Source organism: Sorangium sp. So ce281, from assembly GCF_051527395.1.
In the GTDB taxonomy this organism is placed as follows: domain Bacteria; phylum Myxococcota_A; class Polyangia; order Polyangiales; family Polyangiaceae; genus Sorangium; species Sorangium cellulosum_B.
Window position 1 is genome coordinate 9,496,388 of record NZ_CP150322.1, and the last position, 14,525, is coordinate 9,510,912.

Here is a 14,525-nt window from a genome sequence, read left to right on the forward strand (position 1 = left end):
CGTGGGCGCCCCACACCCCGCGCGCCGCGATCCCCGCGTCAGCCGCCGCCGCGCTCGTAGTCGCCCGGATCGAGCGCGGCGTCGGTATCCTCGCCGGCAGCGAGCCGGCGCGAACGGATCGCGTCCACGGCGATGTCGATCACCTCGAGCCGCGTCGAGGGCGCGTAGTACTCGTTTTCCGAGACCGACGGCAGCTCCGCGAGCCTGGCCGCGACCGCCTCGCGATCGTCTTCCTCCAGCTCCAGCGCCGCCGGATCGCCGCTCAGGGAGTCCTCTGCAAGGTCCAGCGCGGCGTCGGCCCGATGTTCGCGCGTGAGCGCCTCGCGCACGAAGAGGACGGGGCTGAACGCGAGGAAAACCGAGCCGAACTGCACCTGCCAGTAGGTCGGGTCTTCGCCATCCAGGCGCCACCACGACGCGTGCCGGCGCCGGATCACCTCACCGAAGTAAGCGCCTGCCATGTGCGCGACCATCGGCAACGCTTCGGCCCGCTCCGACGTCGCGCCACGCGCCTGCTCGAGGTAGTGGTCGAGCAGAGGCAAGGTCTCCGGCCGATAGTCAAGCCGTACGCCGAGGGCGCGCTCCACAAACCGCACGCACCCCTCGGCGAGATCCTCCACGGTGGACGGCGGCGGCGCGACAGGTTCGACAGCTGCAGCGGACGGCGCAGACTCGGCCGGCCGCTCCGCAGAAATCGGAGACGTCCCTGCACCGTTCTGTTTGGTATTCATGGGCTCCACGCTATTCTTCTCCGGTGCGGGTGGCCGCTCGTCAACGTGGTCGTGCTGGGAGCGCCTCGGCAAGCTCCGCAAGGCCCATGTCCGGCCCTCGACCGTCCTCTGCAGATCCTCGGGCGCAGCGGAAGCACGCTCCGTCGGAGCCGACAAAGCTGACGAGACCGACGGAACTGACAGAACTGACAGAGCTGACGGACCCGATGGATCCGCCAGAGCTAGCAGAACCGCCGGGGCTAGCAGAACCGCCGGGGCTAGCAGAACCGCCGGGGCTAGCAGAACCGCCGGGGCTAGCAGAACCGCCGGGGCTAGCAGAACCGCCGGGGCTAGCAGAACCGCCGGGGCTAGCAGAAACGACGAGCCAGCCGATACAACGCCGAGTCGACAAAGCTCCGTGCCGGTCCGACCGGCCCATCCGTGGATCCAGGTTTGAATTCCTAACGGAAGTCGAGGCCTTCGTGCTAAGCTCCGCCCTCGCGTCGAAATGAGACTCGGGATTTTCAGCGATACGCACGCCAACTACGAGGCGCTCAGCGCTGTGCTCGAGTCCTACCGCCACGAACGTATCGACGTCTACTACTGCCTCGGGGATACGGTCGGCTACGGCGGCTCGCCCAACGAGTGCGCCGATCTCGTCCGCAAGGTGGCCAAGAAGACGATCCTCGGCAACCACGACGCGGCCGTCGCGGGTCGGATGGATTACTCGTATTACTACGAGGCCGCCCGGCAAGCGCTCGACACCCACGCTGCGATGCTGTCCTCCGAGAACGCGGCCTGGCTCCGGAGCCTGACGTACCAGGAGAAGCTGACGGACATCAACGTCGACCTCTGTCATGGCTCGCCCGTCCGGCTCGAAGAGTTCGAGTACATCTTCGCCCCCGAGCAGGCGCGCGAGTGCCTCCCGATGTGGAACGAGCTCGGTCACATCACGCTGATCGGCCACTCCCACCTCTGCAAGGTGTTCGCGCTCACACCGAACAGCGTCGAGGAGCTCCCTGCGGTGGATTTCCAGCTTGAGCAGGGTCGCAAGTACATCGTGAGCGTCGGCTCGGTGGGACAGCCGCGGGACTACGACAACCGCGCGAGCTACACGGTCTACGACAGCGAAACGAAGCGCTTCGAGTTCAAGCGCGTCGAGTACGATATCGAGACGGCGGCGGAGAAGGTGCTGCGCGCCAAACTCGAGCGCAACTTCGCCCACCGCCTCTACATCGGCGTCTGAGGCTCCAGGCAACGGCGGCGCTGGCGCATGCTCGGTGCTGCAGGACCAAGGGGCACACACGCGCTCGTGCGCGGACACGTCGCGCATGGCCTGATGCCGACCGGGCGCCGCCACAGGGCGGCGCGAGGCGCAGCGGGCGCCGGGCGTTCGCGCGCCGGTGCCGCGCCCCCTTCAGCGGCCCCCGTCATGTCCAGGGCGGCGAGCCCTGGCAGAACGGCGTGGCCGGCAATGATAGAGCAGCATGCTCGTCTGGTTGTCGGGCGGTTCCGCGGAGAAATCGCTGCGGAGTTCCGTGAGCTCGAAGCCGTTGTAGTGGAGCAAGGCTTCGAGCTCCTGCGGGTAAAACTGGCGATGGGCGAGCGGCGTCATCCAGCGCTCGCCGCCGTCGACGGGCGAGAACTCCATGGAGACGAACAGGATCTGCCGGACCTTGTCGTAGTCGAACCGCTCCGTGTACCGGACGAACTCGCCAGGGCCATCCTTCGTGGGGTACCGGAAGCGCGGCGTGGCATAGGCGCGATCCGGATCTCGCGCGAGCTCTGCCGGCTCGGGCATGGAAACGTCGAAGACGAGCTCGCCCTTCGGCGTCAGATGCTCGCGCGCTCGCGCGAGGAATCGCTCCACGTCCACGCGCGTGTACAGGTGCAAGAAGGCGTTGAACGGGCAGATCACGAGCGGAAAGCGGCGCCCTAGCCGCAGCGCCCGCATGTCGCCCCGCCGGAGGCTCACGCGAGAGGAGACACCGCGCGGCTCGCGTCCAAGCTGCGCGCGCAGATCGCCGAGCATCGGCGCCGACAGGTCCACGCCGGTGATCTGGACCCCCGCCCTCGCGACAGGCAGCGTGATCCGCCCGTTACCGCAGCCGTACTCGAGCACCGGCCCCGCGGACGCGACGGCGAGGTCGACGTAGTAGCGGACGTCATCCTTACGGCGCGCGTACGTCTTCGCGTAGTACGCCGGATCCTCGTAGTGGGCCGACGTCCCTGCTTCGAGCTCCGGATCGCGACGCTGGCCGGAGCCCGAAACGCGCGCCGGCCGCCTCGTGGCCATCCCGCTCATGCGAGGCAGTAGATCAAGCGCAGCGCTGGCACGGTGACGGGAGCGAGCTGCAGAACGGAGCCTCTACGGAGGCCGCGCATCACCGGACGCGCGCCCTTCCGATGCGGCATCAGCGCTGGCCGCCAGCGTTCATCTGCTGGAGCCACTCGGATACGACCTCGTGGGAGCTCCGGTGGAAGTGCACCTTGCCCGCCGCGATCTCTCGGAGGCTGGTCACGGCAGGCTTGTTCTTCGTCTTCACGAGAGCGTCCGAGCCCTTCATGAGCTGCCGCGTCCGGTTGGCCGCGAGCACGACGAGAGCGAAACGGTTTTCCTCACGCTCGAGGCAGTCTTCCACAGTCACACGCGCCATAGGGGGACCGAGAGTAGCTCCCCGCTCCAGCAAACGCAAGGTACATGCCGCCCCGGCGGGTCTGCCTGCTCTGTTGCCGATGCTTCCTCTGCTTCCTCTGCTTCCTCTGCTTCCTCTGCTTGCTCTGCTTGCTCTGCTTGCTCTGCTTGCTCTGCTTTCTCTGCTGCTGCTTCCTCTGGCTCTGCCTCCTCGCTCTTCCTCCTTTGCGGCGCGCGCTGCAGCTTCGCCCGGGCGAGGGTTCACGTTGTTCGTTGCCCTCCACGCAGGTCCCGGCTACGAGGCCCCACCGTGGCCGCTGAACAGGACTCTCTCCTTCCCCCTCCCCCTCGTCCGGCCCCCGGGCTGAAGTACCGCCGCATCGTGCTCAAGCTGAGCGGCGAAGCGCTCTGCGGCGAGGAAGGGGGGTTCGGCATTCGTCCCGAGACGCTCCACCACGTGGCCGGCGAGGTCGCCGAGCTCCAGCGGATGGGGGTGCAGATCGGGGTCGTCGTGGGCGGCGGCAACATCTTCCGCGGGCTGAAGGGCGCGAGCGCGGGGATGGACCGCTCCCAGAGCGACTACATGGGCATGCTCGCCACCGTCATCAACGCGCTCGCCCTCCAGGACGCGCTCGAGAAGACGGGCGTGCCGACGCGCGTGATGACCGCGATCGAGATCCGGCAGGTCGCCGAGCCGTACATCCGCCGCAGGGCGATGCGGCACCTGGAGAAGGGCAGCATCGTCATCTTCGCCGCGGGCACGGGCAACCCGTTCTTCTCCACCGATACGGCGGCGGCGCTGCGGGCCATGGAGATCCAGGCGCAGGCGCTGTTCAAGGCGACCAAGGTCGAAGGCATCTACGACCGCGATCCCGTGCGCCACGAAGGCGCGCAGATGTTCGCGCACCTGAGCTACGACCGCTTCCTCGCTGACAGGATCGGGGTCATGGACTCGACGGCAGTCACGCTCTGCCGCGAGAACAAGATGCCCATCCGGGTGTTCAAGCTCATGACCCGCGGCAACATCCTCCGCGTCTGCAGGGGCGAAGAGATCGGCACGATCGTCGACTGAGCGAGTGCTCCGCGCGACGAGCCGAGGCGTCCGCCGACGCGCCAGCCCGAACGAGGCGCTGCGACCTCGAGCCACGCTGAAACCGTGCTAGACCCCGAGCCAGCAATGTCCCGAGCTCCGGTGCGCCGACCCCTGCTCGCCATCTCGCTCGCCGCGCTCGTCGCGGGCTGCGATGAGCCGGCCCTCCAGGTCCCCTCGGACGCGGGGGATCCGGTCTTCGGCCTCACCGCCGAGCAGTCGGCGCGCGTGCTCGCGAAGGTCGGCGACAAGGCGATCACGCTGGGCGACTTCGGCAGGACGCTGGAGCGAATGGACCAGTTCGATCGGCTCCGGTACCAGACGAAGGAGCGGCGCCGCGAGCTGCTCAGCGAGCTCATCGACGCGGAGCTGCTCGCGCTGGAAGCCCGGCGCCGAGGCCTCGACAAGGACCCCGCGGTCGAGGACACGATCCGGCAGATCCTCCGCGAGGCGATGATCGCCCGGGCGCGAAAGGGCCTGCCCGCGCCGGCCGACATCCCCGCGTCCGAGGTGCGCGCGTACTACGAGGCGAACGCCGACAAGTTCAGCGAGCCCGAGCGCAGGCGCGTCGCCGCCATCGTCGTCGGCGACCGAGCGCTCGGGGAGAAGGTCCTCAAGGAGGCGCAGAAGGCCGGGAGCAGCAGCGCGTGGGGTGAGCTCTTCCTCAAGCACTCGCTCACGGCGCCGAAGGACAAGAGCGCGGCCCCGCCGCTCGATCTGGCCGGAGAGCTCGGCATCGTCAGCCCGCCCGGCGATCCGCGCGGCGCCCACCCCCGCGTCCCAGAGCCGGTCCGCGCGGCCGCGTTTCGCATCGGCGGCGTGGGCGCGGTCGGCAAGGAGGTCGTCGAGGCCGACGGACGGTTCTTCATCGTCCGCCTGAACGGGCTCACCAGCGGGCACCGGCGCCAGCTCGCGGAGGCCGAACGCTCGATCCGGGTCGCGCTCCTCCAGCAGAAGATGCAGGACCAAGAGCGCACTCTCGAGGACGAGCTGCGGAAGAAATTCCCCGTCGAGATCAACGAGGCGGCGCTCTCCTCGGTCAAGCTGCCGGAGCAGCTCATGGAGACCGGGAGCGCGGCGCAGCCTGATCCCGCGAAGCCCCGCACGCCACAGCCGGAGCGGTCCGGCGCTGCCGCGGCGCCGTCGAGCGATGCCGGCAAGTAGCGAGCTCGTCGCCGCCGCGCGGCTCGCCCGGCGACCCGGCGAGGAAGGCGCGAACGCCCACGCCGCCGCGCTGCCGGAGCGAGCGGGGCCGCTCGCCGCGAGCGCGCAGCAGGGAGCGCGATCCGCCCGCGTGAAGACGCGGAAGAGCGACTGGACCTGGCAGCTGCGTCACGCGCTCTCGAGCGCCGACGCGCTCCACGGGGCGCTGTCGCTGACGCCGGAGGAGCTCGCTGGCGCCCGGCGCGCCGAAAAGGCGGGGCTGCCCATCCGCGTCACCCCCTATTACCTGAGCCTCTGCGACAACGGCGATCCGGCGTGCCCGATCCGCCGGCAGTGCGTGCCGCTCGCCGACGAGGCCGCCGAGGTGCCCGGCGATCTGGTCGACCCCCTCGGCGAGGTCGCGCACGAGGTCGCGCCTCACCTCGTGCAGCGGTACCCGGATCGCGCGCTGCTCCTCGCGACCGACCGCTGCGCCGTCTACTGCCGCTTCTGCACCCGATCACGCATGGTCGGCGACGGCGGCGGCGCGGTGGCGCTCGAGCGCCTCGCGCCGGCGATGGCGTACCTCGAGGCGCACCCGGAAGTGCGCGATGTCATCGTGAGCGGCGGCGATCCGCTCGCCGTCTCGACGGACCGCGTCGTGCGGCTCATCGCCCGGCTGCGGCAGATCCAGAGCGTGGAGACGATCCGGATCGCGACGCGCGTGCCGGTCACGCTGCCGCAGCGGATCACCGCAGAGCTCGTGCGCGCGCTCAAGCCGTATCACCCGCTCTGGGTGATGACGCACTTCAACCACCCGAAGGAGCTCACGCCCGCCGCCGAGCGCGCCTGCAAGCGCCTCGCGGATCACGGCTTCCCCGTCATGAACCAGACCGTGCTGCTGCGCGGTATCAACGACGACGCGACGACGCTGGCCACGCTCTTCCGGGGTCTCGTGCGCTGGCGGGTGCGCCCCTACTACCTGCTCCAGATGGACCCCGTGCGCGGCACGGCGCACCTGCGCACGCCGCTCGCGACCGGCGTCTCCCTCATGGAGCAGCTCCAGGGCCGGCTCACCGGCATCGCGCTGCCGAAGCTGATCGTGGATACGCCCGGCGGGATGGGCAAGGTGCCCATCGGCCCCGACTACGTCGTCGACCGCCGGCCGGGGCGCACCGTCCTCCGCACGCACCGCGGCGTCGAGGTCGAGTACGTCGACCCCCCGGCGGGGCCTGGCGGCTGAGCCGCCGGCTCAGCGACCCGGGCCCCGCGAGAGCGGCTTCGCGACCCGGAACGACAGGTTCAGCGCCCGCGCGATCCCGAAGAAGCGGGTGCGCGACGCGCTCCTGCACTGCTGCGAGTCCGCGGCCCAGCTCCCGGAGCGGGCGATGCGCCACGGCGGCGCGTCTCCGCCGGCGTCGGCGGCCGACTCGAGATCACCCGACGTCTCCGCCCACGATCTCTCGCCGTTCACGTCGGCGACCCACTCGCGCACGCCGCCCGCCATGTCGCGCACGCCGTAGGGCGAGGTGTCGATGGGAAAGGTCCCTACCGGCTCCGGCTGCGCCAGGAACGGCCGCGACGAGCGCATCAGGCAGAACGTCGGGTCGAAGTGATCCCCCCACGGGTAGAACCGGCCGTCGGTCCCGCGAGCCGCCTTCTCCCACTCCAGCTCGGTGGGCAGCCGGACCTCGATCCCGTCGCGCTCGCTCCGGAAACGGCAGTAGGCCACGGCGTCGAACCAGTCGATGAGGATGACCGGCAGGTTCCAGAGGTGCCCTTCCTCCGCCGGGAACCGCTTCTGCGCGTCGCCCTCGACCACGCTGGGCAACGGCTCCCAGCCGCCGCTGCTGGCGGGCCGCGCGACGTAGCCCTCGGAGCCGCGCGTCCCGTGTGGCGCGCGCTTGAGGGCGAGATCGAGATCGCGCGTCTCGAGCTCGTTCAGGAACTCGCAATACTCGCGGAAGGTGACGGGGAACTTCGCGATCGCGACGTCGGGGACGTGGAGCTCGGCGCGGCGGAGCGGATCGTCGGCCTGCGCGTCGCCGCCGGCGATGAAGGTCCCCCCCGGGATGTACACGAACCCCTCGCCGATCTCCGCGTCGGTGTAGAGGTTCACCTCGACGCGGTGGTGGGTGCCCCGCTTGAGCAGCAGCGGGTAGCGCACGTCCCGGCAGCCGGCGCGCTTCAGGATGAAGAGGTAGCTGCCCGGCTTGAGGTGCACCTCGCGGAGCGGGGTGCGGCCGAGCGAGCGCTCGTCGCTCGCCACGAGGATGCGATCCTTCTCGACGTAACGGTACGCGACGACGCTCGCGCCGGGCGGCGACGAGTCGAACGAGAGGACCGAATCGGCGGTGAGCAGCGCGGCGTAGCGGCCCACGTCGAACTCCGCCACGAGCGCCTCGTGGTAGATGCGCGCCGCGTGCTGGTGCTCCTGGTCCGCCCGCACCGCGCGCGACCAGTAGAGGTCCGCGAGCCCGGCGCGCGCCTCGACCAGGTCCGGATCGTACGCCAGCGCCTTCGTGTAGAGATCGATCGCCTCCGCCGCGGCGCGCGCCTGCTCGCGCTCGACCCCGGCGGCCCTGTCCTCGAGCTGCCACCCCGCCCGCTTGCGCTCGATCGCCTCGTACTCCTTCACGTCCTTGAGCAGCCGCCGCGCCTCCTCGACGAGCCGCTCGCGCTCGCCGTCGAGCCGCCGGTCACGCTCGAGCGGGGCCTTGGCGAGCTCACATAGCTTGATGGCCTCCTCGCGGCGGCGCATCCGCTCCTTGGCGCCCTCGAGGAACGCCTCCGCCTCCGCCGCGACGCGGTCGGCGGTCGGCGGCCGCTGATCGGGATCCTTCGCGAGCATCGCCAGGCAGAGGTCCTCGAGCAGCAGCGGGCAGCTCGGCGCGATCGAGCGCGGCGGCCTGGGGTCGCGCGTCTGGGTCGCGAGGATCACGGCGAGGACGGTCGGCGCGTCGAACGGGTGCTCGCCGGTGAGGATCTCGTAGAGCACCACGCCGAGCGCGAAGATGTCCGCGCGGTGATCGATCCGCGCGTGGTCCCCTCGGATCTGCTCGGGCGCGATGTAGCCGGGCGTGCCCGAGAGCGCGCTCGCGATCGCCTCGTGCCGCCTGCGGCCGAAGTCCTGCCCGCTCGGATCGACGGAGATCGGCTCGCTCACCTCCGCCCTCGCGAGCAGCTTCGCGTTGCCCCAGTCGCCCAGGTAGACCTCGCCGTAGTCGCCGAGCAGCACGTTCTCCGGCTTGATGTCGCGGTGGGCGACGCCTCGCCGGTGCGCGTAGGCCAGCGCCCGGGAGATCTGCACGAACGCGCCGATGAGCCGGACGAGCGGCCATTGCCTGCGGAGCTCGGGGTTCGTCAGCACGTTCTGCAGGCTCTGCCGCTTGACGACCCGCATGGAGTAGTACGGCTGGCCGTTCGGCAGCGTGCCGAGGTCATAGACCGGGATGATGTTCGGGTGCTCGAGCTGGGCCGTGATCCGCGCCTCGGTCCGGAAGCGGTTGCCTACCGCGGAGTCCTCCTCGGCCCCTGGCTTCAAGGTCTTCAGCGCGACCACGCGCCCGATCTCCCGATCGCGCGCCTTCACGACCTTCCCGGCGCCCCCGGCCCCGAGCGCCTCGCCCACCTCGTACCGGGTGCCGCCGGAGTTCACGGCGCGCGTGGCAGAGGTCGCGAGCGTCGGGAAATCGGCCCCGACGTCATCTCCAGGCAGGTCGATCTCCCGCTGCGTGTCGAAGCGCAGCGCGTCCCCGTCCTCGCTCTGCGGCGAGAGGGCGCGCGCGACGGGCGGGCTGCGGCCCTCCTGCGCGAGCAGCTCCGGCAGCGCCGCCAGCTGCTCGGGCGTGAGGATCCCCTCGAAGAGCTCCTGGGGCGTCGACGCGCCGCCGAGGGTCCATCGGCAAGCCATATCCCAAAGGGCGTTGGGCTCGATGAGCCCTCGCGCCACCGCGGCGACGGCCAGGGCACGAGCCTCACGAGTCTGAGCGAGCTTCACTCGAGCGACCTCTCGTCCGAAACGATCTCACCCCGCGACGCGAGGCGGAAGGCCACGCTGAGGCCGTCGAGCGCAAGGCGTTGCGAGCCAGGAGCGCGTGGCGCTCGCGCGAACGATCGAGGGCTGCCGGTGACGCTGTTCCGTGCGCATCTCACGAGGCGCCGCACGTCAGTGGCCGTGGAAGGCGACCGCTCTGCTGCCACGCCGGCCCGAGCTGCCCCGTTCGAAGTCGCGGCGCGGCGGGTCCGCAACGGCGATGGCGGCCCCCGCGTCCCGGTCTTCAGATGGTCTACGTATCGGGAATTCCTGCATTTACCATCGGGAGCTGAGCGCCGCTCAGCGTACGTGGTGTCCCCTCGCCCGCGCAAGAGAGTAGGGCGGAGCCGATCGAGGACCGCGGTCATTTTTCGTCGCAGGTCCCCGCGCGCCTCGCGCGTCCCCAGGTCTCCACGTCGTGCGCGTTTCGTGCGTTTCGTGCGTTTCGCATGTTTCGCACGGTTCGCACGGTTCCGCCGGCCTCGCTCCCTTGTCGTACCGGCTGCATGGGGTCGTCGCCCTGCCATGGCGTCGCGCGGTCGTGCTCGCCGGCTGCCTCGACATCAAGGCGGCGCGCTTCGTCCGCTGCTGCGACGGCTTCACTATCCCGCTCGTCACGTTCCGTCGACGTGCCCGGCTTCCTCCCGGGGCTCGACCAGGAATAGGGCGGGATCATCGCTCACGGAGCGAAGCTCCTCTATGCGTTCGCCGGAGCCTCCGTGCCCGAGGCGAGGGTGATCACCCGCACGGCCTATGGCGGCGCTTACGACGTCACGGCCTCCAAGCACATCAAACATCCCGCTTTAGCAGAATTTTGCGACAGCTGAGAGCCCGCGAGAGCCGTGCTCCGGGAGAGATCAGCGAGCAAACCGCTTAGAGCGCCACGGCAGGTGGGTGCTGGGGCGAGCGACGCCGTTGCGCGGCCGATCCCGAGCGTGTAGAAACGACTTGCGTGGCTGTTTTTCTTTGAACTTCACGCACGATGCTTCTCTCTGACCGACGATCTGCACAGGTGCACCCGGAGGCCGGTCGCAGGACAACGGGTGGTTTGGCAGGCATGCCGAGCGTTGGGGGGGCGCCGAGTACACGAATGAAGGGTCGGTTGGGTTCTGTGGAGGTATTGAGCATGAAATCTTGGGTATTCGCTGCGGTTTTGATCTCCGGCTGCGCCCTCGTGGCTTGCGGTGACGACGGCAACACGTCGTCGGGCTCCAGCACCACCACCAGCAGCAGCGGGAGCAGCAGCTCTGGCGGCGGCGGCAACGGCGGCAACGGCGGCAATGGCGGCTCCGGCGGCAGCGGCGGCGCCGGCGGAGAAGGAGGCGCGAGCGCCACGAGCACTTCCTCGACGGGTACCCCGACCTGTGATGACACGACGGACACGTGCGGCCGCGACACGAATGAGGGCTGCTACAAGTGCGCCGGCGATGGGCCGTGCAAAGAGGTCCGCAAGGCCTGCGCGGACAGCAGCGATTGTATTGACGTGGTGGTGTGTATCGCTGACTGCGCCGCGGTGGAAGACCCGGCCACGTGCATCGAGACGTGCCGCACGGACAACGCGGCCGGGGTCGAGGCCTACGACGCCCTCATCACGTGCACTGTTTGCGAGGAGTGCGCCGAGCGCTGCGATGCCGGCGGAGAGCCGGTGTGTGGCCTGTGAGCCTCTGACAACAGCAGCGCATCTCCGGAGGGGGCGCCAGATGGCCGCCCCCTTCGGCCTTTATGCGGGCTGAGCCGCGGCGGACGGCTCGCCCGCGCCAGCCGTCGCGGCTCGACAGCCGGCGCAGGGCGGCGCGGGGCACGACACCGGCGGCTCCGGAGCAGCACGGAAGCGGCGGCGTGCCAGCGGGGGCGAGGGAACGGGGCGGTTCGGGTCCCGGGCGAGGGCGGGGAGCGCCGCCTGAGGGACGTCGCCCCGGCTCGCGCGCCCTCGCCGCCGTGCGGGCGCCTCGATCCGGCGCTCCCGGCCAGGGCCCTGGCCCGGCGGCGGGCGCCGCCGGTCCGCGGGCCAGGCGGCAGGCGCGCCGCCGGGCGCCGTCGAGGCAGAGCGGCGGAGACGCGAGGTAGCTCACGCGCTGGCGGCCGGCCTGCCTCGGCGGCCTCCGGTCCCGGGCCCCAATCGCGCAGCATACTCCGGGTTGCGCCTTCATGGGCCGGGCAACCCGTGGTAACGCTTGGCGGCGCCGCCGATGTGCGGCATCCGACATGGGAAAGAACCTTCTCGTCATCAATGTGGACATCCGCGAGACACGCGTCGCGCTGATCGAAAACGGGATCATCGCTGAGCTGCATCTCGAGCGGGAGAGCTCCAAGGGGACGCTCGGAAACATCTACCTCGGCAAGGTCAGCCGCGTTTTGCCCGGAATGCAGGCCGCGTTCATCGACGTGGGGCTCGAGCGAGCAGCCTTCCTGCACGTCGAGGACCTCATCCGGCCCGACGATTTCGAGGCGTACCTGGCTGGGCACCGCCGGAATGTTGAGGAAGAGCGCGCCTCCTCACGAGGCCGCGCCGCGCGTGGCAGCGAGGCGCCTAGACCAGACGAAAGCGAGGTGCATGAGCTATCGGGCGCAGAAGCCGCGCCCGAGAGCCCCGACGTGACGCCCGGACGACACGAGCTCCGGGAAGGAGCGGATTTCGGGGCGGAAGAAGAATTCGAGGCCGGCGGCTCGGCCGATGCGGGCGGCTCGCTCGACGAAGGGAGCGACGTGCCGATCGAGCTGCCCACGGCGCTCGATGTGCTCGGAGGCCCCTCCGGCCAGGCGTTCGCCGGCGTGGGGACGATGGTGGCGCTCGACGAGGCCGACGACTCGGAGCCGGAGGACGACGGGCACGAGCACGACGGCGCCGACGACGACGAGGAGCTGGTCGCGCCAGGCGGAGGCAGCGACGCCGACGAGGCCAGCGACGAGGAATCCGGCCCCGACGAGGCGAGCATCGAGGACGACGACGAGCTCGACGCGCCCGGCTACGAGGTCGAGCCTGCCTCCCCGCCACCGGAGGATGCAGCGGACGCGTGGAGCGCGGCCGAGGAGCATCCGGAAGCGCTGAGCAACACCGCGGACAGCGGCGAGACAGGAGCGCAGGAGGCGAGCGCGTCGGACGAGCACGGCGCCGCCGGCGACTGGCCGGCCGGACAGGAGGCGAGCGCGCCGCCGGTCCCGGAGGCCGCGGCAGCGGCCTCGGGCGAGGACGTCCCGCCGGCAGCGCGGGCGCGCAGCGGGCGCGCGCGCGGACGGCGCGAGGCGCGCGTGCGCCGTTCGGGACGGACGCGCGACCGGCGCGCCAACCTCGAGGGCGGCCCCGCGCTCGCGGAGGCGGCCCCCGCGGAAGCACGCGAGGGGCGCGAAGGTCGCGAGGCCCCGCGCGAAGGCCGCGAGGCCCCGCGCGAAGGCCGCGAGGCCCCGCGCGAGGGACGCCAGGCCCCGCGCGAGGGCCGAGAAGGGCGCGAGGCGCCGCGCGAAGGCCGAGAAGGGCGCGAGGCGCCGCGCGAAGGCCGCGAGGGCCGGGACGCGCGCGAAGGGCGCGACCGGGGCGGCAAAGGACAGCAGGGCGGACGCGAGGGGCGCGAGCAACGCGGGCGCGAGCAGCGGACGCGAGAGCGCGGGCGCGAGCAGCCGCGGGACGGCAAGGGCAAGAGCGCAGCGCGGGGCCAGCAGAGCTCACGCAGCTGGCAGAACGAGCCGCCGCGGATCTCGAAGTCGACGCCGATCCGCGAGGTCGTCCGCGAAGGGCAGGAGGTCATCGTCCAGATCTCGAAGGAGCCGATCGGGACGAAGGGCGCCCGGGTCACGAGCCACATCTCGCTGCCCGGCCGCTATGTCGTGTACCTGCCGACGGTCGATCACATCGGGATCTCCAAGCGCATCGGCTCGGAGAAGGAGCGATCCCGGCTGCGGGACGCCATCGAGGCGATGAAGCCTCCGCAGGGCGGGCTCATCGTGCGCACGCTCGCCGAGGGCCTCACGAAGAAGCAGCTCAAGGCCGACGTCGGCTACCTCGTGCGCCTCTGGGGCGAGGTGGCGAAGAAGCGGGAGAGCGGCGTGAGGGCGCCTGCGGTGCTCTACACCGAGCTCGACCTCGTGCTGAAGACCGCACGCGACCTCTTCACCGACGACATCGAGAAGATCGTGATCGACGACCGCGAGGAGTACATCCGGCTGCGGCGCTTCGTCGAGATGTTCATGCCCGAGCGCGCCGACGCGGTGGAGCTCTACGAGGGGACGGAGCCGATCTTCGACGCGTACGGGATCGAGGACGAGATCCAGCGGGCGCTGTCGCGGAAGGTCCCGCTGCCCTCGGGCGGGCACCTGATCATCGACCAGGCCGAGGCGCTCACCGCGATCGACGTGAACACAGGGCGGTTCGTCGGCAAGGGGTCGAAGGATCTCGAGGAGACGATCCTGACCACGAACCTGGAGGCGGTCGAAGAGATCGCCTACCAGCTCCGGTTCCGCAACATCGGCGGGCTCATCATCCTCGACCTCATCGACATGGAGCGCGCCCAGAACCGGGAAAAGGTGCGGCGCCGCCTCGAGGAGCTGCTCTCCAGGGACAAGGCGAAGACCACGCTGAACCGGATCTCCGATCTGGGCCTCATCGAGATGACCCGGAAGCGGACGCGCGAGAGCCTCGGGCGGACGATCCTCGAGCCGTGCTTCTACTGCGACGGGACGGGCCAGCTGCAATCCAAGCAGACCGTCGCCTACGAGATCCTGCGGCAGATACGGCGCGAGCGGATGAACCTGCCCGGCTACTCGGTCGTGGTCAACGCGCACCCGGCCGTGATCGATCTGCTGAAGAACGACGAGCGCATCGCCGTGCAAGAGGCGGAGCGGCTGTTCCAGCGCCGGATCGATCTCGTGCCCCGGAAGGAGTACCACCTCGAGCAGTTCGATCTGCAAGGCAGGTAA

The 14,525-nt window shown here is 70.5% G+C and carries 10 protein-coding genes and 1 pseudogene; 7 read left to right on the plus strand and 4 right to left on the minus strand.

Going from position 1 to position 14,525, the window contains the following annotated elements; translation table 11 throughout:
- Nucleotides 1-38: 38 nt before the first annotated feature.
- The gene (locus WMF27_RS36045; RefSeq protein WP_437769964.1) at nt 39-731 is read right to left on the minus strand and encodes a hypothetical protein; all 693 of its coding nucleotides are present in this window, start codon (nt 729-731) and stop codon (nt 39-41) included.
- Between the two features lie 487 nt (nt 732-1,218).
- On the opposite strand from WMF27_RS36045, the gene WMF27_RS36050 reads away from it, so the two are divergent.
- Nucleotides 1,219-1,956, plus strand: coding sequence for a metallophosphoesterase family protein (locus WMF27_RS36050; protein ID WP_437764342.1), 738 nt, complete (start codon nt 1,219-1,221; stop codon nt 1,954-1,956).
- A gap of 171 nt (nt 1,957-2,127) precedes the next feature.
- On the opposite strand, the gene WMF27_RS36055 is transcribed toward WMF27_RS36050, so the two are convergent.
- Together WMF27_RS36055 and rpoZ are read right to left on the minus strand one after the other, a co-directional pair.
- Entirely contained in the window at nt 2,128-3,015 is an 888-nt protein-coding gene (locus WMF27_RS36055; RefSeq protein ID WP_437545123.1) for a class I SAM-dependent methyltransferase, read from the minus strand.
- A gap of 109 nt (nt 3,016-3,124) precedes the next feature.
- Nucleotides 3,125-3,367: a DNA-directed RNA polymerase subunit omega gene (gene rpoZ / locus WMF27_RS36060; RefSeq protein ID WP_044966694.1), complete on the minus strand. Its 243-nt coding sequence runs from the start codon at nt 3,365-3,367 to the stop codon at nt 3,125-3,127.
- 288 nt (nt 3,368-3,655) lie between these two features.
- On the opposite strand from rpoZ, the gene pyrH reads away from it, so the two are divergent.
- The 3 genes from pyrH to WMF27_RS36075 all read left to right on the plus strand — a co-directional run bounded on the left by pyrH (nt 3,656) and on the right by WMF27_RS36075 (nt 6,821).
- A complete protein-coding gene (pyrH, locus tag WMF27_RS36065; protein WP_437764341.1) occupies nt 3,656-4,417 on the plus strand; it encodes a UMP kinase in 762 nt (253 codons plus the stop codon).
- Nucleotides 4,418-4,522: 105 nt separating this feature from the next.
- Complete coding sequence (locus WMF27_RS36070; RefSeq protein ID WP_437764340.1) at nt 4,523-5,599, plus strand: peptidylprolyl isomerase; 1,077 nt, start codon at nt 4,523-4,525, stop codon at nt 5,597-5,599.
- A complete protein-coding gene (locus tag WMF27_RS36075; RefSeq protein ID WP_437764339.1) occupies nt 5,586-6,821 on the plus strand; it encodes a KamA family radical SAM protein in 1,236 nt (411 codons plus the stop codon). The genes WMF27_RS36070 and WMF27_RS36075 overlap by 14 nt, the downstream gene beginning before the upstream one ends.
- A gap of 9 nt (nt 6,822-6,830) precedes the next feature.
- On the opposite strand, the gene WMF27_RS36080 is transcribed toward WMF27_RS36075, so the two are convergent.
- Nucleotides 6,831-9,491 carry a protein kinase domain-containing protein gene (locus tag WMF27_RS36080; protein WP_437764338.1) on the minus strand — a complete coding sequence of 887 codons (2,661 nt, stop codon included), beginning with the start codon at nt 9,489-9,491 and terminating at the stop codon, nt 6,831-6,833.
- A gap of 661 nt (nt 9,492-10,152) precedes the next feature.
- Between WMF27_RS36080 and WMF27_RS36085 the strand changes: the two are divergent.
- From WMF27_RS36085 to WMF27_RS36095, 3 genes and pseudogenes are all read left to right on the plus strand, one after another.
- Nucleotides 10,153-10,408 (plus strand): annotated as a pseudogene (locus WMF27_RS36085) (carboxyl transferase domain-containing protein); the annotation flags it as partial.
- A 332-nt stretch (nt 10,409-10,740) separates the two neighbouring features.
- Nucleotides 10,741-11,274 (plus strand): hypothetical protein, encoded by a 534-nt coding sequence (locus WMF27_RS36090; RefSeq protein WP_437764337.1) that lies wholly within the window; start codon nt 10,741-10,743, stop codon nt 11,272-11,274.
- A gap of 545 nt (nt 11,275-11,819) precedes the next feature.
- Nucleotides 11,820-14,525: an Rne/Rng family ribonuclease gene (locus tag WMF27_RS36095; protein WP_437764336.1), complete on the plus strand. Its 2,706-nt coding sequence runs from the start codon at nt 11,820-11,822 to the stop codon at nt 14,523-14,525.

Excerpts from the sequence above, each read along its gene's own strand:
- WMF27_RS36080 (WP_437764338.1), bottom strand. The coding sequence starts at position 9,491 with ATGGCTTGCCGATGGACCCTCGGCGGCGCGTCGACGCCCCAGGAGCTC.
- WMF27_RS36090 (WP_437764337.1), top strand. The coding sequence starts at position 10,741 with ATGAAATCTTGGGTATTCGCTGCGGTTTTGATCTCCGGCTGCGCCCTC.
- WMF27_RS36045 (WP_437769964.1), bottom strand. The coding sequence starts at position 731 with ATGAATACCAAACAGAACGGTGCAGGGACGTCTCCGATTTCTGCGGAG.
- WMF27_RS36075 (WP_437764339.1), top strand. The coding sequence starts at position 5,586 with ATGCCGGCAAGTAGCGAGCTCGTCGCCGCCGCGCGGCTCGCCCGGCGA.
- WMF27_RS36095 (WP_437764336.1), top strand. The coding sequence starts at position 11,820 with ATGGGAAAGAACCTTCTCGTCATCAATGTGGACATCCGCGAGACACGC.
- rpoZ (WP_044966694.1), bottom strand. The coding sequence starts at position 3,367 with ATGGCGCGTGTGACTGTGGAAGACTGCCTCGAGCGTGAGGAAAACCGT.
- WMF27_RS36055 (WP_437545123.1), bottom strand. The coding sequence starts at position 3,015 with ATGAGCGGGATGGCCACGAGGCGGCCGGCGCGCGTTTCGGGCTCCGGC.
- WMF27_RS36070 (WP_437764340.1), top strand. The coding sequence starts at position 4,523 with ATGTCCCGAGCTCCGGTGCGCCGACCCCTGCTCGCCATCTCGCTCGCC.
- WMF27_RS36050 (WP_437764342.1), top strand. The coding sequence starts at position 1,219 with ATGAGACTCGGGATTTTCAGCGATACGCACGCCAACTACGAGGCGCTC.